This is a genomic window from Antarctobacter jejuensis, assembly GCF_052266595.1.
GTDB lineage: Bacteria > Pseudomonadota > Alphaproteobacteria > Rhodobacterales > Rhodobacteraceae > Antarctobacter > Antarctobacter jejuensis.
Genome location: NZ_JBQQXJ010000005.1, coordinates 196,387 through 223,177 on the forward strand (window position 1 = coordinate 196,387; position 26,791 = coordinate 223,177).

Annotated in this window: 28 protein-coding genes and 1 tRNA gene; 14 read left to right on the plus strand and 15 right to left on the minus strand. The window is 63.7% G+C overall.

The genetic code is table 11. The features are described 5' to 3' along the window. The first annotated feature begins 59 nt into the window (after nt 1–59). The 8 genes from ACTXGA_RS09305 to ACTXGA_RS09340 all read left to right on the plus strand — a co-directional run bounded on the left by ACTXGA_RS09305 (nt 60) and on the right by ACTXGA_RS09340 (nt 10,270). Nucleotides 60–431, plus strand: a complete 372-nt coding sequence (locus tag ACTXGA_RS09305) for a DUF3467 domain-containing protein (protein ID WP_443392970.1) — start codon at nt 60–62, stop codon at nt 429–431. A 24-nt stretch (nt 432–455) separates the two neighbouring features. Continuing rightward, nucleotides 456–2,288, plus strand: coding sequence for an efflux RND transporter periplasmic adaptor subunit (locus ACTXGA_RS09310; protein WP_443392972.1), 1,833 nt, complete (start codon nt 456–458; stop codon nt 2,286–2,288). Between the two features lie 7 nt (nt 2,289–2,295). Then, nucleotides 2,296–4,443, plus strand: a complete 2,148-nt coding sequence (locus ACTXGA_RS09315) for a PqqD family peptide modification chaperone (protein ID WP_443392974.1) — start codon at nt 2,296–2,298, stop codon at nt 4,441–4,443. Next, a complete protein-coding gene (locus tag ACTXGA_RS09320) occupies nt 4,436–6,421 on the plus strand; it encodes a preprotein translocase subunit SecA (RefSeq protein ID WP_443392975.1) in 1,986 nt (661 codons plus the stop codon). The genes ACTXGA_RS09315 and ACTXGA_RS09320 overlap by 8 nt, the downstream gene beginning before the upstream one ends. Then, on the plus strand, nt 6,418–7,215 hold the full coding sequence (locus ACTXGA_RS09325) for an efflux RND transporter periplasmic adaptor subunit (RefSeq protein ID WP_443392977.1): 798 nt from the start codon (nt 6,418–6,420) through the stop codon (nt 7,213–7,215). The genes ACTXGA_RS09320 and ACTXGA_RS09325 overlap by 4 nt, the downstream gene beginning before the upstream one ends. 233 nt (nt 7,216–7,448) lie before the next feature. Then, nucleotides 7,449–7,522: transfer RNA gene (locus ACTXGA_RS09330), tRNA-Gly, on the plus strand. Between the two features lie 97 nt (nt 7,523–7,619). Continuing rightward, a complete protein-coding gene (locus ACTXGA_RS09335) occupies nt 7,620–9,419 on the plus strand; it encodes an ABC transporter transmembrane domain-containing protein (RefSeq protein WP_443392979.1) in 1,800 nt (599 codons plus the stop codon). Between the two features lie 74 nt (nt 9,420–9,493). After that, nucleotides 9,494–10,270, plus strand: coding sequence for a hypothetical protein (locus ACTXGA_RS09340; protein ID WP_443392980.1), 777 nt, complete (start codon nt 9,494–9,496; stop codon nt 10,268–10,270). Nucleotides 10,271–10,355: 85 nt separating this feature from the next. On the opposite strand, the gene ACTXGA_RS09345 is transcribed toward ACTXGA_RS09340, so the two are convergent. Beyond that, nucleotides 10,356–11,912 (minus strand): bifunctional metallophosphatase/5'-nucleotidase, encoded by a 1,557-nt coding sequence (locus ACTXGA_RS09345; protein WP_443392982.1) that lies wholly within the window; start codon nt 11,910–11,912, stop codon nt 10,356–10,358. Between the two features lie 60 nt (nt 11,913–11,972). Beyond that, nucleotides 11,973–12,113 carry a hypothetical protein gene (locus ACTXGA_RS09350; protein WP_443392983.1) on the minus strand — a complete coding sequence of 47 codons (141 nt, stop codon included), beginning with the start codon at nt 12,111–12,113 and terminating at the stop codon, nt 11,973–11,975. On the opposite strand from ACTXGA_RS09350, the gene ACTXGA_RS09355 reads away from it, so the two are divergent. Genes ACTXGA_RS09355 through ACTXGA_RS09365 form a run of 3 tightly spaced genes read left to right on the plus strand, consistent with a single transcriptional unit; the run spans nt 12,112 to nt 13,936 of the window. Further along, on the plus strand, nt 12,112–12,453 hold the full coding sequence (locus ACTXGA_RS09355) for a DUF952 domain-containing protein (RefSeq protein WP_443392985.1): 342 nt from the start codon (nt 12,112–12,114) through the stop codon (nt 12,451–12,453). The genes ACTXGA_RS09350 and ACTXGA_RS09355 overlap by 2 nt on opposite strands. Then, nucleotides 12,450–12,881, plus strand: a complete 432-nt coding sequence (locus tag ACTXGA_RS09360) for a DUF1330 domain-containing protein (RefSeq protein WP_443392987.1) — start codon at nt 12,450–12,452, stop codon at nt 12,879–12,881. Before ACTXGA_RS09355 ends, ACTXGA_RS09360 begins: the two co-directional genes overlap by 4 nt. Further along, nucleotides 12,878–13,936, plus strand: coding sequence for a quinone-dependent dihydroorotate dehydrogenase (locus tag ACTXGA_RS09365; protein WP_443392988.1), 1,059 nt, complete (start codon nt 12,878–12,880; stop codon nt 13,934–13,936). The genes ACTXGA_RS09360 and ACTXGA_RS09365 overlap by 4 nt, the downstream gene beginning before the upstream one ends. A gap of 15 nt (nt 13,937–13,951) precedes the next feature. Here ACTXGA_RS09365 and ACTXGA_RS09370 read toward each other — a convergent pair whose 3' ends face one another. The 5 genes from ACTXGA_RS09370 to ACTXGA_RS09390 form a co-directional block, all read right to left on the minus strand. After that, the gene (locus tag ACTXGA_RS09370; protein ID WP_443392990.1) at nt 13,952–14,614 is read right to left on the minus strand and encodes a phosphoribosylanthranilate isomerase; all 663 of its coding nucleotides are present in this window, start codon (nt 14,612–14,614) and stop codon (nt 13,952–13,954) included. Nucleotides 14,615–14,706: 92 nt separating this feature from the next. Next, on the minus strand, nt 14,707–15,066 hold the full coding sequence (locus ACTXGA_RS09375; RefSeq protein ID WP_443392992.1) for a LapA family protein: 360 nt from the start codon (nt 15,064–15,066) through the stop codon (nt 14,707–14,709). Nucleotides 15,067–15,069: 3 nt separating this feature from the next. Next, nucleotides 15,070–15,393, minus strand: coding sequence for an integration host factor subunit beta (ihfB, locus tag ACTXGA_RS09380; RefSeq protein WP_504434221.1), 324 nt, complete (start codon nt 15,391–15,393; stop codon nt 15,070–15,072). A gap of 181 nt (nt 15,394–15,574) precedes the next feature. Then, the gene (locus ACTXGA_RS09385) at nt 15,575–15,901 is read right to left on the minus strand and encodes a hypothetical protein (protein WP_443392994.1); all 327 of its coding nucleotides are present in this window, start codon (nt 15,899–15,901) and stop codon (nt 15,575–15,577) included. A gap of 83 nt (nt 15,902–15,984) precedes the next feature. Beyond that, nucleotides 15,985–16,362, minus strand: a complete 378-nt coding sequence (locus tag ACTXGA_RS09390; RefSeq protein WP_443392996.1) for a hypothetical protein — start codon at nt 16,360–16,362, stop codon at nt 15,985–15,987. Between the two features lie 242 nt (nt 16,363–16,604). On the opposite strand from ACTXGA_RS09390, the gene ACTXGA_RS09395 reads away from it, so the two are divergent. Continuing rightward, nucleotides 16,605–17,576 (plus strand): NAD(P)-dependent alcohol dehydrogenase, encoded by a 972-nt coding sequence (locus ACTXGA_RS09395; protein WP_443392998.1) that lies wholly within the window; start codon nt 16,605–16,607, stop codon nt 17,574–17,576. Nucleotides 17,577–17,677: 101 nt separating this feature from the next. On the opposite strand, the gene ACTXGA_RS09400 is transcribed toward ACTXGA_RS09395, so the two are convergent. The 5 genes from ACTXGA_RS09400 to ACTXGA_RS09420 all read right to left on the minus strand — a co-directional run bounded on the left by ACTXGA_RS09400 (nt 17,678) and on the right by ACTXGA_RS09420 (nt 22,940). Beyond that, nucleotides 17,678–18,091 carry a VOC family protein gene (locus tag ACTXGA_RS09400; protein ID WP_443393000.1) on the minus strand — a complete coding sequence of 138 codons (414 nt, stop codon included), beginning with the start codon at nt 18,089–18,091 and terminating at the stop codon, nt 17,678–17,680. Nucleotides 18,092–18,127: 36 nt separating this feature from the next. After that, nucleotides 18,128–18,868, minus strand: a complete 741-nt coding sequence (locus ACTXGA_RS09405; RefSeq protein WP_443393002.1) for a helix-turn-helix domain-containing protein — start codon at nt 18,866–18,868, stop codon at nt 18,128–18,130. A 133-nt stretch (nt 18,869–19,001) separates the two neighbouring features. Next, nucleotides 19,002–20,678 (minus strand): 30S ribosomal protein S1, encoded by a 1,677-nt coding sequence (gene rpsA, locus ACTXGA_RS09410; RefSeq protein ID WP_443393004.1) that lies wholly within the window; start codon nt 20,676–20,678, stop codon nt 19,002–19,004. A gap of 247 nt (nt 20,679–20,925) precedes the next feature. Beyond that, nucleotides 20,926–21,210 carry a hypothetical protein gene (locus ACTXGA_RS09415; protein ID WP_443393006.1) on the minus strand — a complete coding sequence of 95 codons (285 nt, stop codon included), beginning with the start codon at nt 21,208–21,210 and terminating at the stop codon, nt 20,926–20,928. A gap of 179 nt (nt 21,211–21,389) precedes the next feature. Then, nucleotides 21,390–22,940 carry a hybrid sensor histidine kinase/response regulator gene (locus tag ACTXGA_RS09420; protein ID WP_443393008.1) on the minus strand — a complete coding sequence of 517 codons (1,551 nt, stop codon included), beginning with the start codon at nt 22,938–22,940 and terminating at the stop codon, nt 21,390–21,392. 418 nt (nt 22,941–23,358) lie between these two features. On the opposite strand from ACTXGA_RS09420, the gene ACTXGA_RS09425 reads away from it, so the two are divergent. Then, nucleotides 23,359–23,577 (plus strand): hypothetical protein, encoded by a 219-nt coding sequence (locus tag ACTXGA_RS09425; RefSeq protein ID WP_443393010.1) that lies wholly within the window; start codon nt 23,359–23,361, stop codon nt 23,575–23,577. A gap of 125 nt (nt 23,578–23,702) precedes the next feature. Here the strand turns inward: ACTXGA_RS09425 and ACTXGA_RS09430 are convergent, their stop codons facing one another. Continuing rightward, nucleotides 23,703–24,845, minus strand: a complete 1,143-nt coding sequence (locus tag ACTXGA_RS09430; RefSeq protein WP_443393148.1) for an alpha-D-ribose 1-methylphosphonate 5-triphosphate diphosphatase — start codon at nt 24,843–24,845, stop codon at nt 23,703–23,705. 50 nt (nt 24,846–24,895) lie between these two features. Here ACTXGA_RS09430 and ACTXGA_RS09435 point away from each other — a divergent pair, with 50 nt between their 5' ends. Continuing rightward, on the plus strand, nt 24,896–25,582 hold the full coding sequence (locus ACTXGA_RS09435; RefSeq protein ID WP_443393012.1) for a DUF1045 domain-containing protein: 687 nt from the start codon (nt 24,896–24,898) through the stop codon (nt 25,580–25,582). Here the strand turns inward: ACTXGA_RS09435 and phnN are convergent. Continuing rightward, nucleotides 25,564–26,106 carry a phosphonate metabolism protein/1,5-bisphosphokinase (PRPP-forming) PhnN gene (gene phnN / locus ACTXGA_RS09440; protein ID WP_443393014.1) on the minus strand — a complete coding sequence of 181 codons (543 nt, stop codon included), beginning with the start codon at nt 26,104–26,106 and terminating at the stop codon, nt 25,564–25,566. The genes ACTXGA_RS09435 and phnN overlap by 19 nt on opposite strands. After that, on the minus strand, nt 26,106–26,789 hold the full coding sequence (gene phnL, locus ACTXGA_RS09445; RefSeq protein ID WP_443393150.1) for a phosphonate C-P lyase system protein PhnL: 684 nt from the start codon (nt 26,787–26,789) through the stop codon (nt 26,106–26,108). Before phnL ends, phnN begins: the two co-directional genes overlap by 1 nt. Between the last annotated feature and the right edge of the window lie 2 nt (nt 26,790–26,791).

Sequence of the window (26,791 nt, forward strand, 5' to 3'; positions counted from 1 at the left end):
GAAACCCTTCCGCCGCCCGGGCGCGCAGCGAAAATCAAATTGATGATGGAGGATTGTCGATGACCGACGAGACCGCGGATACCCAAGACACCCCCAAGGGAACCCCTGACGAGGTGGGTGCCCCCGCCGCGCCGGTGGTCAACTGGGACGACAGCCAGATGCGGACAACCTATGCCAACGTGGTCAACGCAGCCTCGACGCGCGAAGAAGTGACGCTGTTCTTCGGAACCAACCAAACCTGGAATCCGACTGCCGCCAAGACCTTTGATGTCAAGCTTGAGGAACGCGTCGTCCTCAATCCGCACGCGGCCAAACGGCTGTTTGTGCTGATGGGGGCGGTGCTGGCGCAATACGAAAAGCGGTTCGGCGAGATCAAGCTGGACGGGCTTCAAGCGGCAGCGACGGCGGCCAAGAACGGCCCCCGGAACTGAGCTTGATGGAGGCCGGGGTAGACCATGGCCGATAACCGGGATCAGACCGAGACACGGCAAGAAGCCGAGGTCTCGGTCCTCGATCAGGCGCTCTGGGCGCGTTTTTCCGAAGATCGCGACCTGCGCGAATTTGCACGGGTCTGGCTGGCGCTGCAAATCCGTCAGTTGGGTACCCCCGAACGCGCGACCTTGGTGCTGGAAACGGCGCAGGGCATGATCCCTGTCGCCAACTGGCCCAAGGATAGCCGCCCCACCCGGGTTCTGGCCGATGCCATCGAGGATGCGCTGGACAAAGGGCGCGACGTAGTCGCCGAGGGGCGCACGCTGGTCAAGGTACTGACCGTGGATGGCGAGATCATGGGGGCTGCCGCCTTCGAATTCGCCAAGCCGCCCAAGGATCCCGGCCACGCATTCCGAGTGCTCAACTGGGGCATCGGCTGGCTCAACGCTGCCGTGCGGCGCGACCTTTCGCTATCCGACAAACTGGGGCGCGAAAAACAAGCGGCGGTGCTGGACGTGCTGGGGGCGGCGTTGGACGCCTCCGACGTGCGCGCCGCTTCGATCGCCGCCGCGACGCAACTCGCCCGGCGCCTGGGCTGCAACCAGGTAGCAATAGGATTTCTGTCCCGTCGCCGCATCCGGCTGGCTGCTGTATCCGACGTGTCCGATTTCCGTATGGACAGCCTCTACTCCGAGAAACTCGCCCAGGCGATGGCCGAGGCGACGGACCAGGAGGGAACGGTCCTCTTTCCACGTCGGGAAGGCATGGATTACGCAGTCACCACGCTGCACGCCGAACTGTCGCGCATGAAGGCGACCGGTGACCTGCTGACTGTCCCGCTCTTCCTTCGTGACCGCGTCATCGGTGCGATGCATCTGGAAAAACCGCCGGGAGAAACCTTCGAAGATCTCGATCTGATGATTGCCGAGGCAACGGCGGTCTCGATCGCCCCTCTGCTCGACGAAAAACGAAGGGCAGACCGTTCAGCGCTGGCCATCGGAGGAGCGGCGCTCTGGCGTCAGGTCGTGCGGCTGCTGGGTCCCGGTTACATCGGGCGCAAATTGGTTCTTCTGGCCCTGATCGGCATCGTGACCTTCTTTAGCCTGGCGCGTGGGGATTACAGGGTCCCGGCCGAGGCCGAAGTGCAGGGACTGGTGGTGCGTTCACTGGTTTCGCCCTTTGACGGCAACATATCCGAGCAATTCGTCCGCGCTGGCGACGTCATCCGCGAAGGCGAACCGCTGGCACGTTTGGACGAGCGCGACCTTCAGATCGAGTTGCTGAGGTGGCGCACGGACCTGAGCCGCTACGAGGGCGAATACGACCGCGCCCTGGGAGAGCGCAATGCCGCCTCCGCCCGGATCGCCAAGGCTGAAATCGAACAGGCCCGGTCCAAGGCAACGCTGGTCCAACGTCAGATTGCGCGCTCGGCGCTCATCGCGCCTTTTGACGCGATTGTAATCGAAGGCGACCTGAGCCAATCCGTAGGCCGCGCGGTCCGTCGCGGCGAAGAACTGTTCCAGATTGCCCCGCTCGACAGCTACCGCGTCTCGATGGAGGTCGAGGAAGCGCAACTGGACGACATCGTGGTCGGCCAGACGGGTACATTGGTTCTCTCGTCGCTGCCAGACCGGGGCTTTGAGGTCGAGGTCACCCGCATCACACCACGGCTGGAACCCAAGGACGGCAGGAACGTGGCCATGGTCGAAGGGCGGCTGAAGGAGTCCTCGGATCAGATCCGGCCCGGGATGCGCGGCGTCGCAAAGGTCAATGTCGAAGAGAGGCTGCTCATTCGGGTCTGGGCCCAGCCGATCATAGACTGGTTCCGCCTCGCGCTCTGGCGCTGGACGCCGTGAGGTTGCCATGGCTCTGAGTTTCGAAAGCCAGAGCTGGTATCGTGCTGCGCACCTGCGCCCGGTGCTGGCGCGGCGCGCAGAGGTAACGCGGCAGCAATTCCGCGGACAGGTCTGGTACGTCATCCGCGACCCGCTCACCGGAAAGTATACGCGCATCACCGAAGCCGCTCATTGGCTTGTGGCGCAAATGGATGGGCAACGGACGCTTGGCGAGGTCTGGGATGCGGCCTGCGCCGAACTTGCCGATGCGGCCCCCGCACAGGACGACCTGCTGGCGCTGATCTCGCAATTGGCTGGTCTCGACCTGTTGCACACCAATGGCTTTCCGGATGTCGACGCCATGTCCGAGCGGGCGGGGCAGATGCGCCGCCGCACCCTTGTATCGCGGTTTCTCAATCCGCTGGCCGTGCGCTTTCCGCTATTCGATCCGAATGCGCTGCTGGACGCGCTCTGGCCACTGGCCCGGCCGTTCTTCAGCCTTTTCGGCGGGCTGCTTTATCTCTTGTTGCTCGCTGCCGGAGCGGTTCAGGCGGGGCGCAACTGGGACGCACTGACCGGCAACCTGCTGGACCGCATTCTTGCGATGGAAAGCGTCCTTCTGCTGGTTCTGGTCTACCCATTGGTCAAACTGCTGCATGAATTCGGGCATGGCTTTGCGGTCAAGAAATGGGGCGGTGAGGTCCGTGAAGTCGGGGTCATGTTCCTCGTCTTCATCCCCGTTCCCTACGTCGACGCCTCGGCATCAACTTCCTATACCAGCAAGTGGCGGCGCATTCTGGTGTCCGGTGCGGGGATCCTCGTGGAACTGGGACTGGCCTCGGCGGCAATGCTGCTATGGTTGCAACTCGAAGATGGTATTCTGCGCGCCGCCTGCTTCAACGTCATGCTGATCGGCGGGATCTCGACGCTGCTTTTCAATGGCAACCCGCTGCTGCGTTTCGACGGTTACTTCGTGTTCTCCGACCTGCTGGAAATCCCTAATCTCTCCAGCCGGGCCAATCGCTTCATCGGCTACCTGATCCAGCGTTACGCATTTGGAAATGCGCGGGCCAAAAGCCCGGTACGAGCAAAGGGCGAACGGTTCTGGTTCTTCACCTACGCCATTTCAGCCTTCTGCTATCGCCTGTTGATCTCGGCCACCATCGTGCTTGTCGTGGCGACCCGTTTCTTTGCGCTTGGCGTGCTGCTTGCGCTGTGGTCCTTGACGCTGATTTTCCTGCTGCCGATCATCAAGCACCTGAAATTTGTCGCCACCAGTGACAGCCTGCGCGGCATCCGGCATCGCGCGGTTCTGGCCGTCGGATTGGTGGTGGGGTTGTTGGTGGGTGCGCTGGGCTTCATGCCGGTGCCCTACCGCACCGTGGCACAGGGGATCGTTTACGCCCCCTATGAGGCGACCATTCATGCCACCGAGATCGGCGAGGTCGCTCGCCTGATCGGCACCCCGGGCGACCGTCTTGCCGCGGGGGCGCCGGTTCTCACCATCGACGACCCGCTGGCCAGCGCCCGCCTCGAAGCCGCCGAGGCCGACGCCCGCAAGTACCGGCTGCGTTATGAGCAGGCCCTGAGCGAAAGCGCCTATGATGTGCGCCTATGGCGAGCGCAGGCAGCAAAGGCCGAACAGGAAGCCGATCAGATGCGGGACCGGCTGGCTTCAATGACCCTCCTCGCCCCGCGCGAAGGGCTTTTCGTATTGCCCGACGCGGCTGATCTCGAAGGCAAGTTCCTCATGCGTGGCGATGTCGTGGGCTACATCGTCGACCCGCAGGATCTTGTGGTGAGGGTGGCGGTTCATCAGGATCAGGCCGACCTGATCCGCTCGCGCAGCCTTTCGTTTTCGCTGCGCACTGCAGATGATCTGGGAACGGTCCGAAACGCGCACGTCGTACGTGAGGTTCCTACACTGGGTCATCGGATTGTCTCACATGCGCTGACGCTCGAAGGCGGCGGCCTGTTTGCCCCAGATCCGGAACGCGGGCCCGAACCGCACACGCTCGAACCGATCCTTCAATTCGACGTGGCCACTGATATTCCGCTTGAGAACGCGGAGATCGGTATGCGGGTCTATGTCCGGATCGATCATGGCGAAGAGCCGATTGCCTTTCGCGCCTACCGCCGACTGAGGCAACTTTTCCTGAAGCGTTTCAATGTCTGACGCGGGAGCACATGACCTGAACAGCCGCGCGGCCCGGATGCCGCGCCTGCGCGAATTGCGCCAGATGGCGCGGATCGAGGCCGACCCCCGGCCGGTGAATTGGCAATATCAGGTCACCCTTCGCACCGAACCTCTGATTGGCGCGTTCCGCGATCCGGCGGCTCGCCTTTCCCTACGGCTGGCCGCGCTGCGGGTATCTCGGATCGCGGCGCGGTATCGCGATCGGCCTCTTCCGGAACTGCAACAAGCTCTGGCAGATCTGGTGCCGCGCCTGCGCCCCGACCGGCTATCCAATGGTCCGGCCTTGCAGACGCTTGGCCTGATCTCCGCTATTTGCCACCAAGTTCAAGGTCTGACACCCTTTCCCACGCAGATCATGGGCGCGCTCGCCATCTGTTCCGGGCGGCTGGTTGAGATGGAGACCGGGTCTGGCAAGACCCTGACCGCCGCGCTTTCGGCGGGCCTCGCAGGGCTCAGCGGTGAGAGCGTGCACGTCGTGACTGCCAACGACTATCTTGCGGCCCGCGACCATGAAAGTTTTTCCGCCTTCTACGAGGCCTTGGGCCTGACCACCGGACTTGTGATCCACACTGTGCCGCCCAACGAACGGGCGCCCGCGTATCGTGCCCGCGTGCTTTATGCCTCCAACAAGGAAATCGCCTTCGACTATCTGCGAAACCGGATAACACTGGGCGGCGCGCAGGGCCCCATCAGATTGGCGCTTGAGGCTGTGCATTCCGGGGCGCCGCGCGCAGCTGGGCTGACCATGAATGGGCTTCCCTTTGCCATCGTGGACGAAGCCGACAGCGTCCTGATCGACGAATGCCGCACGCCGTTGATCATCTCAGAGACAGCCTCCCCCGATCCCGACTGGGCGCACAGTGCCCTGTCGCTGGCCGACGATCTGCGCGAGGGTCGAGACTACACCGTCGACGGGCAACGGCGCGTCGTTGAATTGACCCCGCGCGGCGAGGCCAAGCTGGCCGACAGCGGCGAACGGCTGGGCGGCATCTGGCGCAACTCGGTCAGGCGCAATCACGCAGCGGTCCAGGCGCTCAGCGCCCTTCATCTCTTTATCCGCGACGAGCATTACATCGTTCGTGACGGCAAGGTCGCCCTCATCGACGAATTCACCGGGCGTGTTGCCGATGACCGCGCCCTGGGTGACGGGCTGCAACAGATCGTCGAGGCCCGCGAGGGCGTCGAGATCACCGGACGCCGCCTGACCAAGGGGCGGATGACCTATCAACGCTTCTTCCGCCGCTACAAAAAACTCGCCGGGATGACCGGCACCGCGCGGGAAGTCGCCGGAGAATTTCGCGCCGTTTACGGATTGTCCGTGTTGGCCCTGCCACCGCCGAAACGCTCGCGTCGCAAATATGGTCGGGTGCGCATTCACGCCGGGCAGGATGCCAAGTGGCAGGCCGTGGCTCGGCGCGCAGAGCAGGTCGCCCTGCAGGGTCGGCCGCTGCTGATCGCCACGCGTACGATCCGGGCCAGCATGGCGCTTGAAGAGCATCTCAAGGCCGCCGGCCTTGAGGCGACCCTGCTCAATGCAGCGCAGGATGCGGACGAGGCCGCGATCATCGCCCAGGCCGGCGAGCCTGGTCGGATCACGCTGGCCACCAACATGGCCGGGCGCGGCGTCGATATCATGCTGACCGACGCCGTCCGCGCCGCCGGCGGGCTGCACGTCATCCTGACCGAGGTCAACGAGGCGGGACGTATCGACCGGCAGGTTCTGGGTCGTTGTGCGCGCCAAGGAGACCCCGGCAGTTGCGAAATGATCCTCGCCCGGGATGACGGCATCCTGGACAAGTTCGGCTCACGCCGCACGCGCTCACGTCTCGCCACTTGGGCTGGGGCGCAGGCGGCACAGAAGCGCGCCGAACGGTTGATGGCCCGCGCGCGTCTGGATCTCTTGCGCTACGATCTTCGGCGCGACGGATTTCTCGGATTTCTTGGAGGACCGGAATGAAGACCGTGACCCTTTTGGCCTGCCTCGCGGCAAGTCCCACTGTTGCCGCCGAGATGGTGGATTGCGTGCTGGAACCCGCATCGAGAGTGACCATCACCTCCAGCGTTGATGGCGTGATCCGCGAGATCGCCGTGCGACGCGGAGACACGGTGGAGGTCGGTGACTTGCTCTACCGTCTCGACAGCGAAATCGAGGAATTGCAGCTTGAACTGAGCCGCGCGAAGGCGGACTCCGATCTCGACATGCGGGCCCAGCAGACACGACTGGACCTGCGTCAGCGTGAATTCAAACGGATCGAAGAACTCGCCAACCGCCAAGTGGCTGCCGGGGCAACTCTGGACGATGCCGCGATTGAGCTTGCACTGACCGAACTGGCGCTGGAACAGGCCGCCTTCGACCGCAAGCTTGCCGCAATCGAGGTGCGTCAGGCCGAAGCCTTGCTGGACCGCCGGTCGGTCCGCAGCCCGGTTGCGGGGCTGGTCGTATCGGTAGAAGCAACGGTCGGCGAGTACGCCGCCGAGCAGTCGGCGATCATGGAGATTATCGAGACAGATCCGGTCAACGTCGAGGTCTTTGCGCCCGGCACACTCTTTGGCCGGATTGCCGAGGGCGACCTCTACGAAGTGACCCTGAACGCACCACTTGAGGGACGTTACCCCGCCACGGTGGCCATCGTTGACCGGTTCCTCGACGCCGCCAGCGGAACCTTCGGCGTGCGGCTGGAGATCGCAAACCCCGACGGCGCCGTTCCGACCGGGGCGCGTTGCCAGATCGATTTTCTGCCCAAAGGTTGATCCAAAGTCGACTTCAAAGATCCTGGACTGGCTGAAAGCGCCTCCTCACAAAACGCCGGACGTTGGCAGCAACCAGGCGCGGAACATGCCGACCATCGACCCGAGGCCGAACCGCCCCTTGGAAACACTGGTTTTTCAGCGCTCGATTGCAAGGTTCACGGCCTTCAAATCCACATCGCCGAGAGCGGTCACTTGACTGTCCCAAATCCATGATTTACGACGCCCAAACCTGAGCGGGCGTTGTGTAATGGTAAGACCCTTGCCTTCCAAGCAAGAGATACGGGTTCGATTCCCGTCGCCCGCTCCAAAAATCCCGCCTTTCCCGATCACACCGCGTCAAGACGGCGCTTGACCCCTGCGCCACGCATGCCAAAAAGCCCCCTGCACGATCAGGAGGGACGCAGATGGCCGCCAACACGACGCCGGGCACCGGGGAGCAGGAACGCGAAAAGTCGCGCCGGCTGAGTTCCCTGCGCGCGCTCTGGCCCTTCATGCGCCCCTACCGCCTGCTGATGGCGGCTGCGTTGGCCGCACTGGTGGCCACCGCCACGATCTCATTGATCCTGCCGCTGGCCGTGCGCCGCGTGGTCGACAATTTCAACACCGAAGACGGCGCGCTGCTGGACAAGTACTTCGCCGCCGCCCTTGGCATCGCTGCAGCACTCGCGCTGGGTACCGCTTTTCGTTACCTTCTGGTGACGCGCTTTGGCGAAAGGGTCGTGGCCGATATCCGCAAGGCCGTCTTCGACAAGGTGATCGGCCTCTCCCCGGCTTTCTATGAAAAGATCATGACCGGCGAGGTGCTCAGCCGGATCACCACCGACACCACCGTGATCCTTTCGGTTGTCGGTTCCTCGATTTCCATCGCCCTGCGCAACATCCTGCTGTTTTCCGGCGGGATGGTGCTGATGCTGATCACCTCGGCCAAGCTGGCAGGCCTCGTGCTGCTGCTGGTGCCCGTGGTCGTGGTGCCGATCCTCACGCTGGGACGCCGCGTGCGCAAACTCAGCCGCGAAAATCAGGACTGGATCGCCGCCTCCTCCGGCAATGCGTCAGAGGCGCTTCTGGCGGTGCAGACCGTGCAGGCCTACACCCACGAGGCGGAATCGCGGGCCGCTTTTGCCGATGTGACGGAAAAAAGCTTTGATGCCGCGCGCAAGCGCATCACCACCCGCGCCGTCATGACATCCATCGTCATCTTCCTTGTCTTTACTGGCATCGTGGGCGTGCTCTGGATCGGCGCGTGGGACGTGCGCGCGGGCGGAATGAGCGCGGGCACCCTGATCCAGTTCGTGATCTATTCGGTCATGGTCGCGGGCGCGGTCGGCGCCCTGTCAGAGGTCTTCGGCGAACTCCAACGCGCCGCCGGGGCGACCGAACGCCTCGTCGATCTGCTGCAGGCAGAGGATACGGTGCAGGACCCAGCCCGTCCGAAACCCGCCCCGCAACCGGTGCGCGGAGAGATCACCTTTGACAAGGTCAGCTTTTCCTACCCGGCCCGGCCCGAAATTTCGGCCCTGTCAGAGGTCGACCTGAACATCGCGCCCGGCGAAACCGTGGCGCTGGTCGGCCCGTCCGGCGCGGGCAAGACCACCATCATCCAGCTGATCCAGCGCTTTTACGACCCGGCAGAGGGCCGCGTGCTGCTGGACGGCGTGCCGCTGAGCGAGATGGCGCGTCACGACTTCCGCCGCCATATCGCGCTGGTCCCGCAGGATCCGGTGATCTTTGCCGCTTCCGCCCGGGACAACATCCGCTTTGGCCGGCCCGGGGCCTCGGACGCGGAAATAGAGGCCGCCGCCCGCGCCGCCGCCGCGCATGAATTCCTGACGGCCCTGCCCGATGGCTATGGCACATGGCTGGGAGAGCGCGGCGTGATGCTGTCGGGCGGCCAGAAACAACGTGTCGCCATCGCCCGGGCCATCCTGCGCGACGCGCCGGTGCTGCTTCTGGACGAGGCGACAAGCGCGCTGGACGCCGAAAGCGAACGCGCGGTGCAACAGGCCGTTGACCACCTGGCCGAGGGACGCACCACCATCATCGTCGCGCACCGCCTGGCCACCGTGAAAAAGGCCGACCGCATCATCGTCTTGGATCAGGGCCGCATCGTCGCCACCGGCACCCATGACGCGCTGGTGGCCGAGGGCGGGCTCTACGCGCGCCTTGCCCGCCTGCAGTTCACCGAAGGGTTGGCCGCCGAATAACGGCGACGGGGCCAGATCAAAGTGCCAAATCCGGGACCATCGTAAAATCCTCTCGTTAACTAAAGGAGGAGAGGATGATGACACCCCATTGGCTGGCCCGCTTGGGCAAAGTGATCTGTGTGTTCCTGTTCACGTTGAACGCCACGGCTGCAACGGCCGAAACCCCCATTGGCTCCGTCGTTGAAAGCCGCGTTCTGGTGGGTTTGACGGTCGATCCGGCAAAAATGAACGCCGTGATGCCAGAGGGATGGGAATCATTCCCCTTCCCCTCCGGTCCGTTCAAGGGGGCCAACGCGATGGTCTCGTTTCTGGATGGCCACCTCGTTCTGGACACGGAGGGCAACCCTGCCTCACCCGCCCAGCGGACGACCGCCGCGCTATTGGGTCTGGGTAAACCGCCTCAGAGCAAGGATGTGCGCCTGTTCGTCCTGATGGTCTACACCGACAATCCCGAAGCGAACCGATACGGCAGCACGCATACCGCCAGCATCACCCACAGCCGCAGCCTGTCGGGCAACAGCGACGGTACGCGCCTGCAGACCGAGACATGGGCCGTGGCCCCGGAAGATGGCGGAGAGATCAACCTGAGCCTCAGCTACACGCTGGGCACTCCCCGCTGGGGTACCGGCAGTTCCAAAGGCTTTTCCGCGGAAGACACCGATTTCTACGTGGCGCAGACCTACGAACAGATGGCCGATGTCGCAATGAGCGCGGCCATGGGCAAACCGCTTTCAGGGGAAATCACGCTGGAGGCAACCGCTGCGGGTCTGGCCGCGCTTCTCGACGGGCAACAAGAGATCGTCGCCGTGGTCAACATCCCCTACTACCGCCGCGAACTGTCCATTCCCTGACCAACCCGCCAAAACAAAAAGGTCAAAAGAAAAAGGCATGCGGGTCGCCCCCGCATGCCTTCATATTTTCGCCTGACAGGGCGCGTCACTTCATGGTGATGCGTCCGTCCGTATAGGGCTGATACGGCGCGTGATCGGCGAGGTACTCGGCGGTCACATCCGCAAGGTCGGGGCCAAAGTCATAGGCGTTGTCGGCATCCTTGAACATCGCGTAGCCGTCGCCGCCATTGCGGACATAGTTGTTGGACACGGCGCCATAGACCTTGTCCATCTCGACCGGCGCACCGCCGACCATGACCTCGGAAATCCGGCTGCCCGGTTCCGCGCTCGGGTCCACGGTAAAGGTCATGCCCGCCACCTGCGGGAAGCGGCCCGCGCCTTCCTCGATCTGGCTCACGCCGTTTTCCAGCGCCTCGACCAGCGTCGCGCCGGTGATCTGGAAGGTCGACAGCGTGTTCTGGAACGGCAGCACGGTCAGCACCTCGCCCATGGTCACCTCACCCGCGTCGATGGAGGCCCGCAACCCGCCGCTGTTGGCGATGGCGACATCGATGCCCTGCGCCTTGACCCGCGCCAGCATGGCATCCGCCACCAGGTTGCCCATCGCGCATTCCATCGCGCGGCAGACATCGCGGTTGCCCTCGATTGCTTCGGCGGCCTCCGCCACAACCTTGTTGCGGATCTCTTCCAGCGGCACGGCGGCCTCTGCGATGCGCGCCTTGACGGCCTCGTCCTCGGTCACCGAGGCGTCGATCAGGATCGGACCACCTTCGGCAGAGATCACCTCACCGGCGTCGTCAAAGGTGACGTTCAGCTCACCCAGGTACTTGCCATAGGCATAGGCCTGCACGATCTGCACGCCGTTCACGACCGTCGGATAGGCGCCCGCCGCGCCGTCCATGTCACCCAGCAGGGTGTTGGAATGGCCGCCGACGATCACATCGACCCCGGTGGTGTTCTCGGCCACGCGCTGGTCGACGCCATAGCCAGAGTGCGACAGGACGATGATCTTGTTCACGCCCATCTCGGTCAGCTTGTCGACCTCACCCTGCACCGCATCCGACGGATCGGTGAAGATGATGTTGTCGCCCGGGCTGGCCAGTTCATCGGTGTCCTGCGGCGTCAGGCCGATCAGGCCCAGCTTTTCGCCGCCCCGCTCGATCACCGTCGATTTCATCATCACATCCGACAGCAGCGGCTCACCGGACACATCGGCATTCGACATCAGCACCGGGAATTCCACCGCATCCAGGAAACCGCGCAGAACTTCGGGACCATCGTCGAATTCATGGTTGCCGACGGTCATGCCGTCATAGCCCATGAGGTTCATCATCTCGGCGGCCAGCTTGCCCTTGTAATAGGTATAGAACAGCGTGCCCTGGAACTGGTCCCCGCCATCTACGAGGATGTGGTTGTTGGTCCGCGCCTTGGCCTCGTTGATCGCGGAAATCAGGCGCGCCGACCCACCAAAGCATTTGCCCTCGGTGTTGTCCTCTGCCGAACAGCCCGAATCATATTTGCTGATCGGTTCGAACCGGGCGTGAAAGTCATTGGTGTGCAGGATCGTCAGGGAATAATCCGCCTGCGCGGCCCCCGCCATCAGGGCCAGCGCCGCAGCGCCGGTCAGCAGTTTGTACGTCATGGGAAACCTCACTGTGGGTGTTTGTTTATGGCCAAAGCCTGCCCCGGAGCGCGGCCCGAGTCAAAGCCTGTCGTTGGGGTAGCCCATCGTAGATGACAGCGTGATGACGCCAAACCGGTCAACCTGCGGACACAAATCGGGCACGGAACCATCCGCTGGCCGCTTGACCGCCGACAGGCGGCGCGGCATCAGGGCAGCCATGGAAATATACAAGATCCTCCGCGCCGACGAATGGTCGGCCCTGCGCAGCCAAAAGGAAACCAGCGGCGCGCCGATCGACGTGGCCGATGGCTTCATCCATTTCTCCACCGCCGAACAGGCGCGGGAAACGGCGGCGAAACATTTTGCCGGGGCCGAGGGGCTCTACCTTGCCGCGCTCGACAGCAAGGCCCTGGGAGAGGCGCTGAAATGGGAGGTTTCGCGCGGCGACGCGCTTTTCCCGCATCTTTACGGCCCCCTGCGGCTGGCCGACATCCTGTGGTGTCAGCCCCTGCCGCTGGGCCCGGATGGCGCGCACCGCTTCCCTGACAGTTTTGCATGACAGGCAGCGTCGACCCCACGCGCCCACAGTTCGAGGCCTTCAAGGCGCTCGACCGCAATGAGCCCTGCGAGATGCTGAACCTCGTGCGCCTGAATGACCGCGCCGACTATCCCGCAGGCCACGACCTGCACGGCCAGGGCCTCAGCGGGGCCGAGGCCTACGCGCTCTACGGTCGCTACAGCGGCCCTGTGCTGGCCCGCGTCGGCGGCGCCATCCTCTGGCGCGGCGATTACCGCAGCGCCCTGATCGCGCCCGAAGGCGAACATTGGGATCACGTCTTTGTCGCCCGCTACCCCTCGGCCCATGCCTTTCTCGCCATGGTCACCGATCCCGATTACCAGAACGCGGTGGTCCACCGTCAGGCCGCCGTCGCCGATTCGCGCCTGATCCGTTGCGCGCCCGCCCCTGCCGGAAAGGTCTTTGGATGACACCGCTTGAACGCCTCGGCCTTGCCGCCCTGCACCGCCTCGACCCGGAAACCGCCCATGGCCTCGCGCTCAGGGCGCTGCAGGCCGGTGTCGCGCACAGCCCCGGCACCATCACCTCGGACCGGCTGCGCACCACCGTGGCAGGTCTCAATCTGCCCAATCCCGTGGGCCTCGCCGCAGGCTTCGACAAGAACGCCACTGCCCTGCAGGGCCTGTCGCGCGCCGGGTTCGGCTTTGTCGAGGTGGGCGCCGCCACCCCCCGCCCGCAGCCCGGAAACCCGCGCCCGCGCCTCTTCCGCCTGACCGAAGATCAGGCCGCCATCAACCGCTTCGGCTTCAACAATGACGGGATGGAGGACATCGGCGCCCGGCTTAAAACCCGCCCCCGCGACCTGATCCTTGGCTTGAACCTCGGCGCCAACAAGGACTCCGAGGACCGCGCCGCGGATTTCGCCCGCGTGCTGGCGCATTGCGGTGCGGACGTGGATTTCGCCACCGTCAACGTCAGTTCCCCCAACACCGAAAAACTGCGTGACCTGCAGGGCAAGGCGGCGCTGTCCGCCCTGCTCACGGGTGTCATGCAGGCCCGCGATGCGCTGACCCGCCCGATCCCCGTCTTCCTCAAGATCGCGCCGGATCTCGATGACGCGGAACTGGCTGACGTGGCCGAGGTGGCGCTTGCCACCGGCGTTTCGGGCGTGATCGCCACCAACACCACGCTGTCGCGCGCCGGTCTGAAATCCGGCTATGCGTCGGAAAAGGGCGGCCTCTCCGGCCAGCCGCTGTTTGATCGCTCCACCCGCGTTCTGGCCCGCCTGTCACAGCTGACCGACGGTGCGCTGCCACTGATCGGCGTGGGCGGCATCGGCTCTGCCGAACAGGCTTACGCAAAGATCCGCGCCGGGGCCTCCGCCGTGCAGCTTTACACCGCGCTGGTCTACGGCGGCCTCAGCCTTGTCGAAGACATCGCACGCGGCCTTGACGGCTACCTTGCCCGCGACGGTTTCGCCAATGTCGCCGAGGCAGTGGGCACAGGCCGCGCCAACTGGCTCTGAGCCTCGAAAAGCAATCTAGAGGCGCGGCACAGCCTCGGCCGACCGGGCCGCCGCCACAAAGGCGCGTACCTTCTCCGGATCCTTGATCCCCGGCGCGGTTTCCACGCCGGACGACAGGTCCACCTGCGCCGCTCCGGTCATGGCAATCGCGGTGCCGACATTCTCCGGCGTCAGCCCCCCGGCCAGCATCCAGGGACGCGACCAGCGCCGCCCCGCTACCAGCCGCCAGTCAAAGGACAGGCCGTTGCCGCCGGGCAGATCACCCTCCTTCGGCGGCTTGGCATCCACAAGGATCTGGTCGGCCACCTGCTGATACAGGTCCAGCTTGCCCACATCCTCGGCCCCGGCGACGCCAACGGCCTTCATCACCGGCAAGCCATAGCGCGCCCGCACCTCGGTGACCCGCTCCGGCGGCTCGCTGCCGTGCAACTGGATCATGTCCAGCGGCACCTGCGCCAGTATCTCGTCAAGCAGATCATCCCCCGGGTTGACCACCAGACCGACCTTGGCCAGCCCAACGGGGGCCTCCTGCGCCAATGCGCGCGCCACGTCGATGGTCACATTCCGCGGGCTCTTGGGAAAGAAAACCAGCCCGGCATAGCTGGCCCCCGCCGCAGCGACCATTTCCATGTCGCCGGGCCGCGTCAGGCCACAGATTTTCACCCGGACGTCCACCACCCAAGCCCCTGTTTCTTCTCTTGAAAAATACGCCGGGGTGAATGCGCCGACAGGCGCAGAGGGGCAGCACCCCTCCCCCCGGGTCTAACCGGTCAGCTGGCCTGATCCAGGATCGCCAGGACCTCGTCCTTGTCCTTGTCGCGCTCGGCCTGCGTCTTCTTCAACTGACGTTCCAGCTTCTTGACCTCGGTCTTCTTGGTCGAGGCTTCGGCGCGGTACTTGTGCTCGCGCACCCATTCATAGATCTCACCCATGATCCATCCGATCACGAGAAAACCCAGCGCCACGGCAAACAGCGGCACCTCCACCGAAAAACTCAGCCAGCCCAGCTGCGGAATCCGCGCCAGCCCTTGGGGCAGCGTGTTCAGCGTGACCCACTGCAGGTTCGCCACACAGACGACAGTCAGGACAACAATCAGAGCCGCATAGATTGCGTAGCGAATGTAGCGCATCGGTTACTTTCCGTTCAGGCGGTCCCGAAGCAGCTTGCCGGTCTTGAAGAAGGGCACGTGCTTTTCCTCAACCTCGACCGACTCCCCGGTGCGGGGGTTCCGCCCGACACGCGCATCCCGCTTCTTGACCGAAAAGGCCCCAAAGCCCCGCAGCTCGACCCGGTCGCCCCGGGCCATGGCATTGGTGATTTCCTCGAAGATCGTGTTCACGATCCTCTCCACGTCTCGCTGATACAGATGCGGGTTCTCATCCGCAATCTTCTGGATCAATTCCGATCTGATCATGGTCCCAAATTCCCTGAAGGACGAGGCCTTTGGCCTTTCTATTACGAGCGAACTATACGCGGCGATGGCTCAAACGGGAACCGTGTAACTGGGGGGAAAACCCATGTTTTGCAGCAGTTTGCGCAGAATTCACGGGGATTTCGGCGATGATCCGCCATTCGGACAGCCGAAATGCCGGCCGCCCGGCCATACAGCCCTGACACGATTCGCACCCTCCTGCGGCTTATTGGCAGACCGCCGCGAATTTGGTCTGCCCCCTGGAATCGGGGCTCTCGGGCTGGAAATAAACCAGCCGCATTCCCGCCTCGGCGCAGGTGATCGCCGCCCTCTCGCGCACCTCCGCAGGTTGCCACTTGTCGCCAAAGGATCCGCGCAGCTGGCTCTGGTCCTTGACCGTCACCGCCCGCATGGTCAGCCCGGTGCCGCCGCCCGCCGGGGCCTGCTGGACGATGTCGCTGCCGTCATCGGGAATGACGATCTGCCCCTGTCCCTGCGCCCAGAGCGGCCCCGCCGCAATCACCATCAGCACCACATGCAAAACCCGCGTCATGGAATCCCCCCATCAATCCATCTCCGCAGCAAAGCAAAACGAACGCCCCTTGGCGAGTGTTATTCCCGCCGCGCCGGGCCCTCTCAGGCCGGATGCCCGCGCCTCCCGGCAACCAGGACACCTTCGACCAGATGCCACAGCGACACCAGCGTGAAACAGATCTGCGCCAGCACGGCCACCATCATCCCCATCGTGAACAACGTCGGACTGCCCACGCTCACCGGCGCGCCGCTGCGCACATGCAGGAAAAGCGCGATACCGCTCAGCACGAAACAGACGCCCCATGCCATCGCCGTGTCCCAGAACAGCCGGAGCTGCCAGTCGTGCTGCATCCTGTCCCGCGCATCCGCTTCTTTTCGCCAATGGTGGGCCAGCCCTGCGCCCACAAAGGGCGTGATCAGGGTCGGGATGCCCAGCACATAAAGACCCCAGACGATTGATTGTTTGGTATTGGGTCGCATCGGATTACCCCCTTTAAACAAAACTCGATTCAAATACTCCCGCCATGATTGTACCGAATTGCGGCAAAAAAGCGGCAAACCCTCCCCGGAAGTCGCGCCCAACGGAGATAAAGTGAGGTATCGGCGGTCTTTAGCCGATCACCCCGAAACGCATCCTCGGGCCTAGCCCCCCGCACACGGCCCCGCACGCCGCCCACTTACAAAAACGTTCGTTCACCGGATCGAACTGATAACATCCCCTCATGACACAGGCAGACACAATGAAGGCCGTGGTCATTGATCGCTATGGCCCGCCAGAGGTTCTGTCCCTGCAGCACCTCCCGCGCCCTCACCCCGCCGCCGGAGAGGTCAGGGTCAGGATACACGCCTCGACCGTCGGCCGGACCGATACCGCCACCCTGCGCGCGCACCCGTTCTTTGCGCGGGCGATGACCGGCTGGCTGAGGCCAAAGATGCGCACCCTCGGAATGGACTTCGCCGGTGTGGTTGACGCCCTTGGCGAGGGCGTGACCGCCTTCGGGATCGGCGACCGGGTCTTAGGCCTGTCGCCCGACCTGTTCGGAGCCCATGCCGAATATCTCTGCACGCCCGCCGATGGGGCCATCGCGCGCATTCCCCACGACCTGCCCTTTGACAAGGCCGTGGTCGGCGAAGGCGCATGGTATGCGCATGGCACGACAAAGGACCTGACCAGGGACAGCAGGTGCCTGATCTATGGCGCGTCCGGGGCAATCGGCACCGCAGCGGTTCAACTGGCCAAGGCAAACGGCGCCTATGTGGTTGCGGTTGTCGGGGATCGGCATCTCGATCTCGCGGAACGTCTCGGCGCGGACCGGGTGGTGAACTATGAAAGAGAAGATTTCACCGCCATCGGAGACACCTTTGACCTTGTCTTTGACGCCGTGGGAAAGACCTCGTGGTTCGCCTGCCGCCGACTTCTGGCCCCAAACGGCGTGTACTCGGCCACCGATCTTGGCCCAGGCTGGTCCAATATCCTGCTCAGTGCCTGGCACGATATGACCGGGCGCAGGCGTGTGCGCATCCCCTTCCCCGAAGACGCCCCCGGCTTTGTCCGGAAACTGGCCGGTCTGATGGCCGAGGGGCAATTCAAGGGCGTCTTTGACCGCAGCTACCCTCTGGACCAGATCGTCGAGGCCTTCCGCTACGTCGAAACCGGGCAAAAGACCGGGATCGTCGGCATCGACATCGGATAAGCGCCCGGCCCGGACAACCTGCAACCGCAAGGGCCCCCGCATCCCGATAGATGCAGGGGCCTCCGCCTATTTTCGCCAGCGGTAAACCCGCCGCCCAGACCTCACGCCATCGAGTTAAGGCCGAACATATTGCCTTCGGTGTCCATGCACAGCGTCACGAACCCGAATTCGCCGATAGAGAACTTCGGCCGCACCACCTGACCACCGCCGGCCGTGACGCGGGGCTCTTGCGCGGCGCAATCCTCGACCATGAAATAGATGATGGTCCCACCAACACCCGGCGCGCCATGCGGCGACTTGGTCAGCGCGCCACCCGCGCCATAGGCGCTCATCTCTGCCGGAAAGCTCCGCATCTGCGACTCACCCGTGGGATCGCCCATCGGCTCCAGCTTGGCGCCCAGCACGGTTTCATAGAATTCCACGGCGCGATCCAGATCGTCCACGAAGATGTCAAACCAGCCAACGGCGTTCATTCTCGACATGACCAACTCCTGTTCCTTGATATCGATGGTCATGAGGTACCGCCCGGTCAGCCCTCTGTATTGTAGATTTCAGACATCGAACTTTCGCGCGTACCGCGCCGGGGTATAGCCGGTCGCCTTGCGGAACGAATGGATGAAATGGGATTGGTCCGCATAGGCCAGGGACGGCTCCCCGCGCAGCGATTGCTGCAACCGCAGCACCTTGAGGAAATCATGCGGGGCAAAGCCGGTGGTGGCCTTAAGGACCCGTTGCAACTGCCGTGGTGACAGGCCGACCACCTCCGCCATGTCGGCCACGGACATCACGTCATCTAGGTGCTGAAAGATCTGTTCGGTCACCGGGTTCGCCACCACCGCCCGATCCCGGACCAGCCCGTCCACCAATTCGGACAGCACCTCTTGCTGCGCGGCAAACGCCAACCCCGAAAGCCTTTCGTTGATCCCGATGAGCCCCAGACCGCCCGTGTACGCTGTATCGATCAGGCCATAGCCGGCCTGCTCCGCCCCCGATTGCCAGACCCCCGGCAAAAAACGGATGTTCACAAAGTGAAACTCCCGGCCAAGGCTCAACTCCTCGGACGAGGCGCGCAGCCGGGTAACCCCCGCGATCCGGGCGTCGCTCTGATCAAAGACCATGTAGGTGCAGGCATCCGGCAGCGCGTGAAAGCGATAGTCCTGCGACAGTGGCCCCTGCGTCTTCAGCTCCAGATAGCGGTGCACGATGCCGCGCAGGTGATCCGGCGGCTCGGCCTCGATGAACTGGACGGCCTGTTCCGCCCGGTCCTTGCCGTTGCCTTTGGGATCATACATGCGGGTCAGCTTTGTCTGCGCGGTCTGGCCTGTGCCCTAGCACGCCGCGACGCGCGGGCATAGCCATCGCCCCGCAAACGACAAAGGCCCCCGCAATCGCGGAGGCCTCTGCAATTTTCACAAGTCAGTCGACTTATTCGTCGCGCTTCAGCGCCGCGCCAAGGATGTCGCCCAGCGACGCGCCGGAGTCGGACGAACCGAACTGTTCCACGGCTTCCTTTTCTTCGGCGATCTCGCGGGCCTTGATCGACAAACCCAGACGGCGGGTTTTCATGTCGATGTTGGTCACGCGCACGTCGATCTTGTCACCGACAGAGAAACGCTCGGGGCGCTGCTCGGAACGGTCACGCGACAGGTCGGAACGGCGGATGAAGGACTTCATGCCTTCGTATTCCACCTCGATGCCGCCGTCTTCGATCGCGGTGACCTCGACGGTCACGATCGAACCGCGGCGCACGCCGCCGGCTGCTTCGGCGAACTTGTCACCGCCCAGGGCCTTGATCGAGAGCGAGATACGCTCTTTCTCGACGTCCACTTCGGAGACGACGGCCTGAACCACGTCACCCTTGCGGTACTCCTGGATGGCTTCCTCGCCGCGCTGATCCCAGCTGAGGTCCGAAAGGTGGACCATGCCGTCGATCTCGCCTTCGAGGCCAATGAACAGACCGAATTCGGTGATGTTCTTGACTTCGCCTTCGACCTGCGTGCCCTCGGGGTGCGTTTCTGCAAACACTTCCCACGGGTTGCGCATGGTCTGCTTGAGACCCAGCGAAACGCGACGCTTGGCGCCGTCGATTTCCAGCACCATGACGTCCACTTCCTGAGAGGTGGACACGATCTTGCCGGGGTGCACGTTCTTCTTCGTCCAGGACATCTCGGAGACGTGGACCAGACCTTCGACACCGGCTTCCAGCTCAACAAATGCGCCGTAATCGGTGATGTTGGTCACGCGGCCCTTGTGGACCGAACCCAGCGGGTACTTGACGCCAACCAGATCCCACGGATCTTCCATGAGCTGCTTCATGCCCAGGGAGATACGGTGGGTTTCCTTGTTGATCTTGATGACCTGAACCTTGACGGTTTCACCGATCGACAGGATCTCGGACGGGTGGTTCACACGGCGCCATGCCATGTCGGTGACGTGCAGCAGGCCGTCAACGCCACCCAGATCGACGAATGCGCCGTACTCGGTGATGTTCTTGACCACGCCGTCAACCGCGTCGCCCTCTTGCAGCTTGCCGATGACCTCGGCGCGCTGTTCGGCGCGGCTCTCTTCGAGGATCGCGCGGCGCGAGACAACGATGTTGCCACGGCGACGGTCCATCTTGAGGATCTGGAACGGCTGCTTGAGACCCATGAGCGGGCCGGCGTCGCGCACGGGGCGCACATCGACCTGGGAACCGGGCAGGAAGGCCACGGCACCGCCGAGATCGACGGTAAAGCCACCCTTGACCCGGCCAAAGATCGCACCTTCGACGCGGGCGTCGTCGGCGTAAGCTTTTTCCAGACGGTCCCACGCCTCTTCGCGGCGGGCCATCTCACGCGAGATGACAGCTTCGCCACGGGCGTTTTCGGCGGCGCGGAGGTAAACCTCGACTTCGTCACCGACCTGGACGTTGGGCTGTTCGCCCGGCTCTGCGAATTCTTTCAGTTCGACGCGGCCTTCCATCTTGTAGCCGACGTCGATAATGGCTTGTCCCGCTTCAATCGCGATGACCTTGCCTTTGACAACAGACCCTTCGTCGGGCGTGTCCATTTCGAGGCTTTCATTAAGGAGGGCCTCGAATTCCTCCATCGATGCGCTGGGCATATGTGCGTTTGGTCCTTTATCACGGTTTTCTGGCCGAGCGGTTGTCTCCGCCGGTCTTGAATTTGGTCACTCGGTCATCCGCAAAACAAAGAGGGCCGGAGTGTTTCCGACCCTGCTCGATCTCTTTGCCGCGGCGTTTGTTGCCTTGTCGACGTTCGCGCGTATAGAGCACGCAACGTAAGCGGTCAAGCAACAAGGCGCTTGGCAACAGGTGCAGGCCGGGCAATCGCCCGGCCCGCCCTTGCCCCTACCCTTGGGCGAAAACCTCTCCACCCATGGCGGCGGTCATCTTCATCGGCAGCTCCTCTGCCGCCTGTGACCGGATTTCCGCGATCCGGGTCTGCGCCGCCTCTGCCGCAGCCGCGTCCGTGTATTCCGTCACCACCATGAAACTGCGGTCGGCCACCCGCACCATCGACACCCGCAGCGCCCCGATCGACCTGACCAACGGCACGTATTTCTCGCGCGCAAGGGTTTCCATCTCGTCGGTCCAGTCGTCGGTTTCCCAATGTGAAATCGTGAAATGTGCCATTCTATCTCCCCCGAAATAAGCCGCCCCGGACATGGCGCGGCCCCGCCAGTCTGCGCCTTTTTTCGCGAATCAGGAAATCTGCCGCCCGGCGCAGCACGCTGCACCCGCTTTCCCGCCGCTGAAACAGCGGCCCGTCGGCCCTTGGGAGTTGGACAAAAAGTCAAGCGGCACCGCGCCCCTCAGGACGTGCCGATCTCCGCGTTCACCGCTTCCAGCAGGTCTCGCTGGGCCACCGGCTTGATCAGGTGCCGGTCGTTCACCTGCAGGCCAGTGCCGCTCATCGCCGCCTCTGACGTATAACCGGACAGCACGATCACCTGCATATCAAGCAACCGCTCGCGCACCTTCGCGACAAGCTGCGGCCCCTGCAGCGATCCGGGCATGACGATGTCGGTGACCAACAGATCCGGGACGAACCCGTTCAGGATCTCCGCCATCGCGGCATCGCCGCTGGCAGCCTCGGTCACCGAAAGACCCATGTCCGACAGTTGCCGGGACAGCAACCGCCGCACATCTTCCTCATCCTCGACCAGAAGGACCCGCTTGCCGGTGACAAGGCTCAGGCTTGGCTTGCACAGAACCGGTTTCGGCCGATCCGAGTCCACGACTGCCGGCAGATACAGCTTGACCGTCGTGCCCACGCCGACCTCGCTATAGGCCCGCACCGTGCCCTGCGACTGGCGCAGGAACCCAAAAACCATCGACAGACCCAGCCCCGTACCTTTGCCCACCGATTTGGTCGTGTAAAAGGGCTCGAACGCTCTTTCGAGTGTTTCCTCGGACATGCCGGTGCCGGTGTCCGAAATCGCAAGCATGACATAGCGTCCCGGGGCAATGGTTTCGTTTCGCCCGTCCAGATAGTTTTCGTCCAGATGGACGTTGCGCGTTTCCATCGTGATACAGCCGCCGTCGGGCGTGGCGTCGCGGGCATTGTTCAGAATGTTCAGAATCGCGGTTTCATATAACCCGGCATCCACACGCACCTTCCACAGCCCGGCATGGGTGACGGTTTTCAACTCGAGGTTCGCCGGAAACACGCGGCGCACCATGCGGTCGGCCGTGATCATGACGGCATTCAGATCGACGAGGCTGGGCGACAACTGCGATTTCTGACCATAGCTGAGCAACTGGCGTGTCAGTGACGCGCCGCGTTGGACCGCTCCCAATGCGTTCTCGATCAGGGCCATTCGGTCGGGAACGTCGGGATCTGCCTGCAGGAATTCCAGATTGCCCTGAATAACCGCCATCAGGTTGTTGAAATCATGTGCGACGCCGCCGACAAGGCTTCCGATGGCGTCCAGACGATGCTGCTGACGCATCTGCGCCGCCGCCCGCTGCGCCTCGCTGTTGTCGAACATCACCGCAAGCGACCGGACGTATTCGCCGTGATCATCATATTCGGCCATCGCGGACATAAGCACCGGCACCAGCGTGCCGTCGGCGCGCACAAAGTCATACGCAGCATTGTGGATGGATCCGGTGCGGAAGAATTCCGGCAGGACAACTTTCCGCGCATATTCCCGCGACGCGTCGCTCAGAAAATCGGTGGATTTCCTGCCGACCATTTCTTCGACTTCGTAGCCCAGCATGTCGGCCCAGAAATGGCTGACCCGCAAAAGATTCCCGTTTCGGTCGATAGAGTGCATCAGGACCGGGGCCGAGACAAAGAGCGGCTCCATCGGGTCCTCGGACTCCAACGTTTGCCACAACCTCAGGATATTATTTGACATTTCCGGACACGCCTCCTGTGCGAACCATGTGTCAGGGTGGCCCCGCGAACAGAACATCGCTTTTCTGGGCGTCAATTTGCGTAATATTTCATGTATCTTTATTTACAAATCCTTAACGAATGACCCGTCAATCTTAATGCTTCCGCAACGTTATCGTGATCGCCTGCGGCCCCGGTTGCCAAAGGCAGCGGAGCCTGTCGGCGGCGCTTTGTGCCCCCGCTTGGCGTAACTGTTGCCGGGTCAGGGCACCGCATCCGACGACACCGCGCAGGCTGACCCTGGCGTGCTGCAGGGTGTTCCGCGACAGTTTGGCGGGACGGTGTGGCCTGCCATCCCGGGCACCGCCTCTTAACTTTTGCGCCGCAGACCCTATGTTAATGCCATCAACATTGAACCTCCGCCGCCCAAGGACCCCGGAATGAACTACGTCCTCGCCCTGTTTCTGCCGCCGCTCTCGATCCTTCTGACCGGGCGGCCGTTCCTGTCGATCATCGTCTTCCTGATCTGGGTTCCGGCGATCATCTTCTCGGGCGGGCTGACGCATCCGATGTTCATCGTGCTGGCCTGGATCCTGATCTATCAGTCGGGCGAAGAACGGCGCACGCGCCGGATCGAACGCAGCGGACGCGACTACTGAACGCCCTCGATCCGGCCCCCGCCCGCCCCTGCCGGGAAGGGCCAAAGGTTAAGCGGCGGTAAAAACGTCCCTGTAACCCCTTGATCCTGCATTCCCCCTAAGCTGTCCACGCGTGGACACCCCCCTCAGGCCACCTGTTTGCCCCGGCTCCAGACGCCGCGCAAAAGGGGCACATGGCCGGACACCCGGAACCGGATCAGATCCGCCCGCCGCCCCGTCTCCAGCACGCCCCGATCATCCAGCCCCACGGCCTCTGCCGGGGCGCGGGTCACGGTGGCGATCCCCCGCGCCATATCCCCCCAGATCTCGCCCAGCTTGATCGCCGCCAACAGCAGCGCCGCCGGCACATAGTCCGAGGACAGGATATCCAGCCGGCCCAGCCGCGCGAGGTCCTCCGCCGCCACGTTCCCCGAATGAGAGCCGCCCCGGATCAGGTTCGGCGCGCCCATCATCACCGCGATTCCATGGTCACGACAGGCCTCCGCCGCCTCCACCGTGGTCGGAAACTCCGCCAGCCGGATGCCATGCGCCGCCGAAACCTCGACCTGCCCGCGCGTCGTATCGTCATGGCTGGCCAGCACCGCCCCAAGCCGCGCCGCCTCGGCCACCGCCGCCTTTTCATGCGCGTCCCCATTTCGGGCGCGCAGATCCTTCAGGTTGGCCACATGCTCGATAAACTCCGCGTCCGACATGCCCCGCTTGGACTTGACGTATCTCTCCATCGCAGAAAGGTCCCGAAATTGACGCTGGCCCGGCGTGTGATCCATCAGGCTGACCAGCCCCACCCGATCCTCACGCCCGAACTCCGCCAGCTCCTCGACCAGCGTTTCGGAACAGACCTCGGCCCGCAGATGCAGGAAATGGCTGATCTTCAGCATGTCTCCGGCCCGCAAAGCCCACAACTCGCGCGACAGGGCGCGGGCATATTTCAGATACCGGCCCTTGCTGGATGGGATCGACCCCACCCGCATCGCGTCGAACACCGTGGTGATCCCGGTCGAGGCCAGCTCTGCATCATGCGCCACGATCGCCGCAGCATGAGGCCAGTCGACCCCGGGACGCGGTTCGATATGCCGTTCAAGGTTATCGGTGTGCAGCTCGATCAGGCCCGGCGCCACGTAGTCGCCGCCGCAATCCACCGCACCGACTGGGATCTCCCTGCCCTCTCCCATCTCGACAATTGCCCCATGTTCGACCCGCACCCATCCGCACATCTCTCTGTCGGAAAGAACCAGTGTCGCATTGGCAAGCGTGAAGCCATCTGTCACCTGCCCATCACGCGCTTCGGGCACGGGCCCGGCAAGAGTGGAGGTCGTCAATGCATTTCTCCCGCTACGCTGTCTACGTGACGCTGCCCAAGGGGCCGCTTTCGGATTTCGGCTCGGCATGGTTGGGCTGGAACGCTGCGACGGGTGAACGCCCGGATGCACCCATTGTCCCCGGCCTGCCGATGCCCGCGCATGAGATCACCGCCACCCCGCGCAAATACGGGCTGCACGGCACGATCAAACCGCCCTTCCGGCTGGCCGATGGGCACAGCCACGACGAATTGCACGATGCCGTTGCCGCGTTCTGCGCGGCCCGCGCGCCGGTGGTGCTGGACGGTCTGGCGCTGACCCGGTTGGGCAGCTTTCTGGCGCTGACGCCTGTGGGTGAGACCGACGCGCTGTCGGCTCTGGCGGCCGACTCGGTCCGCGATCTTGACCCGTTCCGCGCCCCCCTGACCGAGGACGAGATGGCCAAGCGGCGCAAATCCCGGCTGGGTGCACGGCAGGAGGCATTGCTGGCCAAATGGGGCTACCCCCATGTGATGGAGCACTTTCGCTTTCACATCACCCTCAGCGGCAAGCTGGACACGGCGCGGGCCGAACAGGTACGTGCCGCCCTCTTGCCGCAACTCGAAGATCGTCTGCCGCGTCCCTTCACCATCGACGCACTGACGCTGTGCGGCGAGGATCAAACCGGGTATTTTCACGAATTGCATCGCTACGCCCTTTCCGGCTGAAGCCGGGCAAGGATATCCGCAACCGTCCGCTCCAGCGGGCCTGAGTTGTCGATGGTGACAACCGGCAGACCCGAAGGCAGGTCAGAGCCTTTGCGGCGCAGGCGCGCGGCGATCTCTGCCTCGGTTTCACGCGCCCGCCCCGCCAAACGCTGAGCCAGAACCGCGGCCGGCGCGGTCAGCGACAGGACGGCAAACCGTTCAAACCGGGCATTGGCCGCAACCAGAACGGACCGCGAAAGGTTGGCCAGCACGTCGTGGCCCTGCGCCAATTGCTGGTCCACGAGGACCGGAATGCCGTAGGACAGCCCGTGCGCCTGCCACGACAGGGCAAAGCCACCGGACTCTTTCAGCGCCTCGAAATGCTCTGGCGTTGCGGGTGTGTGGTTCTCTCCTCCGGCCTCTGCGGGGCGGGTGATGACCCGTTTCGCCAGAACGAAACGCGGATCACGGGCGACAAGCGCGGCCATGACGCTGTCCTTGCCGACGCCCGATGGCCCGACAACCGCGATGAAACGCCCCGCCATCAGGCCGCCGCCTGTGGGGCAAAGCCGGAGACATCCACCTCGCGGTCACAAACGCGGGCGCGAGCCTCAGCGTCATGAAATATCCCTACGATGGCCGCGCCGCGCGCCTTGGCTTCTTCGATCAGGGTCAAAACCGTTTCACGGTTGCGGGCGTCCAAAGAGGCGGTGGGTTCATCCAGCAGCAAGGCCGGGTAGTCAAAGACAAAGCCACGCGCGATGTTCACCCGCTGCTGTTCCCCGCCGGAAAAGGTGGTGGGTGACAGGTTCCACAGCCGGTCGGGTATGTTGAGCCGCGCCAGCAGGGCCCGCGCCATGCAACGCGCCTCTTCCCGGTCGCGCCCCACGGTCAGCAAGGGCTCTGCCACCACGTCCAGAGTGGGCACACGCGGCACAACCCGCAGGAACTGGCTGACATAGCCCAGTGTTTCGCGCCGCAGTCGGATGATCTCGCGCGGCTCCGCTTTTGCCACGTCCACGCCGCCGATCAGGATCGAACCGGAGGCGGCAAGGTAGTTGCCGTAGATCATCCGCATCAGCGTCGATTTCCCCGCCCCCGATGCGCCCGTCAGCGCCACACACTCGCCGGGCTGCACCGATAGCGCGGCATTACGCATCACCTCGATCACGACACCGCCCTGATTGTGCAGAGTGAAGGTCTTGGACAGGTCGCGAACGTCGATCATGG

Excerpts from the sequence above, each read along its gene's own strand:
- phnL (WP_443393150.1), bottom strand. The coding sequence starts at position 26,789 with ATGATCGACGTTCGCGACCTGTCCAAGACCTTCACTCTGCACAATCAG.
- ACTXGA_RS09395 (WP_443392998.1), top strand. The coding sequence starts at position 16,605 with ATGACACAGGCAGACACAATGAAGGCCGTGGTCATTGATCGCTATGGC.
- ACTXGA_RS09360 (WP_443392987.1), top strand. The coding sequence starts at position 12,450 with ATGACAGGCAGCGTCGACCCCACGCGCCCACAGTTCGAGGCCTTCAAG.
- ACTXGA_RS09335 (WP_443392979.1), top strand. The coding sequence starts at position 7,620 with ATGGCCGCCAACACGACGCCGGGCACCGGGGAGCAGGAACGCGAAAAG.
- ACTXGA_RS09415 (WP_443393006.1), bottom strand. The coding sequence starts at position 21,210 with ATGGCACATTTCACGATTTCACATTGGGAAACCGACGACTGGACCGAC.
- ACTXGA_RS09405 (WP_443393002.1), bottom strand. The coding sequence starts at position 18,868 with ATGTATGATCCCAAAGGCAACGGCAAGGACCGGGCGGAACAGGCCGTC.
- ACTXGA_RS09375 (WP_443392992.1), bottom strand. The coding sequence starts at position 15,066 with ATGCGCTACATTCGCTACGCAATCTATGCGGCTCTGATTGTTGTCCTG.
- ACTXGA_RS09320 (WP_443392975.1), top strand. The coding sequence starts at position 4,436 with ATGTCTGACGCGGGAGCACATGACCTGAACAGCCGCGCGGCCCGGATG.
- rpsA (WP_443393004.1), bottom strand. The coding sequence starts at position 20,678 with ATGCCCAGCGCATCGATGGAGGAATTCGAGGCCCTCCTTAATGAAAGC.
- phnN (WP_443393014.1), bottom strand. The coding sequence starts at position 26,106 with ATGGCGGGGCGTTTCATCGCGGTTGTCGGGCCATCGGGCGTCGGCAAG.
- ACTXGA_RS09390 (WP_443392996.1), bottom strand. The coding sequence starts at position 16,362 with ATGCGACCCAATACCAAACAATCAATCGTCTGGGGTCTTTATGTGCTG.
- ACTXGA_RS09365 (WP_443392988.1), top strand. The coding sequence starts at position 12,878 with ATGACACCGCTTGAACGCCTCGGCCTTGCCGCCCTGCACCGCCTCGAC.
- ACTXGA_RS09425 (WP_443393010.1), top strand. The coding sequence starts at position 23,359 with ATGAACTACGTCCTCGCCCTGTTTCTGCCGCCGCTCTCGATCCTTCTG.
- ACTXGA_RS09350 (WP_443392983.1), bottom strand. The coding sequence starts at position 12,113 with ATGGCTGCCCTGATGCCGCGCCGCCTGTCGGCGGTCAAGCGGCCAGCG.
- ACTXGA_RS09325 (WP_443392977.1), top strand. The coding sequence starts at position 6,418 with ATGAAGACCGTGACCCTTTTGGCCTGCCTCGCGGCAAGTCCCACTGTT.
- ACTXGA_RS09435 (WP_443393012.1), top strand. The coding sequence starts at position 24,896 with ATGCATTTCTCCCGCTACGCTGTCTACGTGACGCTGCCCAAGGGGCCG.
- ACTXGA_RS09315 (WP_443392974.1), top strand. The coding sequence starts at position 2,296 with ATGGCTCTGAGTTTCGAAAGCCAGAGCTGGTATCGTGCTGCGCACCTG.
- ACTXGA_RS09420 (WP_443393008.1), bottom strand. The coding sequence starts at position 22,940 with ATGTCAAATAATATCCTGAGGTTGTGGCAAACGTTGGAGTCCGAGGAC.
- ACTXGA_RS09400 (WP_443393000.1), bottom strand. The coding sequence starts at position 18,091 with ATGACCATCGATATCAAGGAACAGGAGTTGGTCATGTCGAGAATGAAC.
- ACTXGA_RS09305 (WP_443392970.1), top strand. The coding sequence starts at position 60 with ATGACCGACGAGACCGCGGATACCCAAGACACCCCCAAGGGAACCCCT.
- ACTXGA_RS09355 (WP_443392985.1), top strand. The coding sequence starts at position 12,112 with ATGGAAATATACAAGATCCTCCGCGCCGACGAATGGTCGGCCCTGCGC.
- ACTXGA_RS09310 (WP_443392972.1), top strand. The coding sequence starts at position 456 with ATGGCCGATAACCGGGATCAGACCGAGACACGGCAAGAAGCCGAGGTC.
- ACTXGA_RS09345 (WP_443392982.1), bottom strand. The coding sequence starts at position 11,912 with ATGACGTACAAACTGCTGACCGGCGCTGCGGCGCTGGCCCTGATGGCG.
- ACTXGA_RS09340 (WP_443392980.1), top strand. The coding sequence starts at position 9,494 with ATGATGACACCCCATTGGCTGGCCCGCTTGGGCAAAGTGATCTGTGTG.
- ACTXGA_RS09385 (WP_443392994.1), bottom strand. The coding sequence starts at position 15,901 with ATGACGCGGGTTTTGCATGTGGTGCTGATGGTGATTGCGGCGGGGCCG.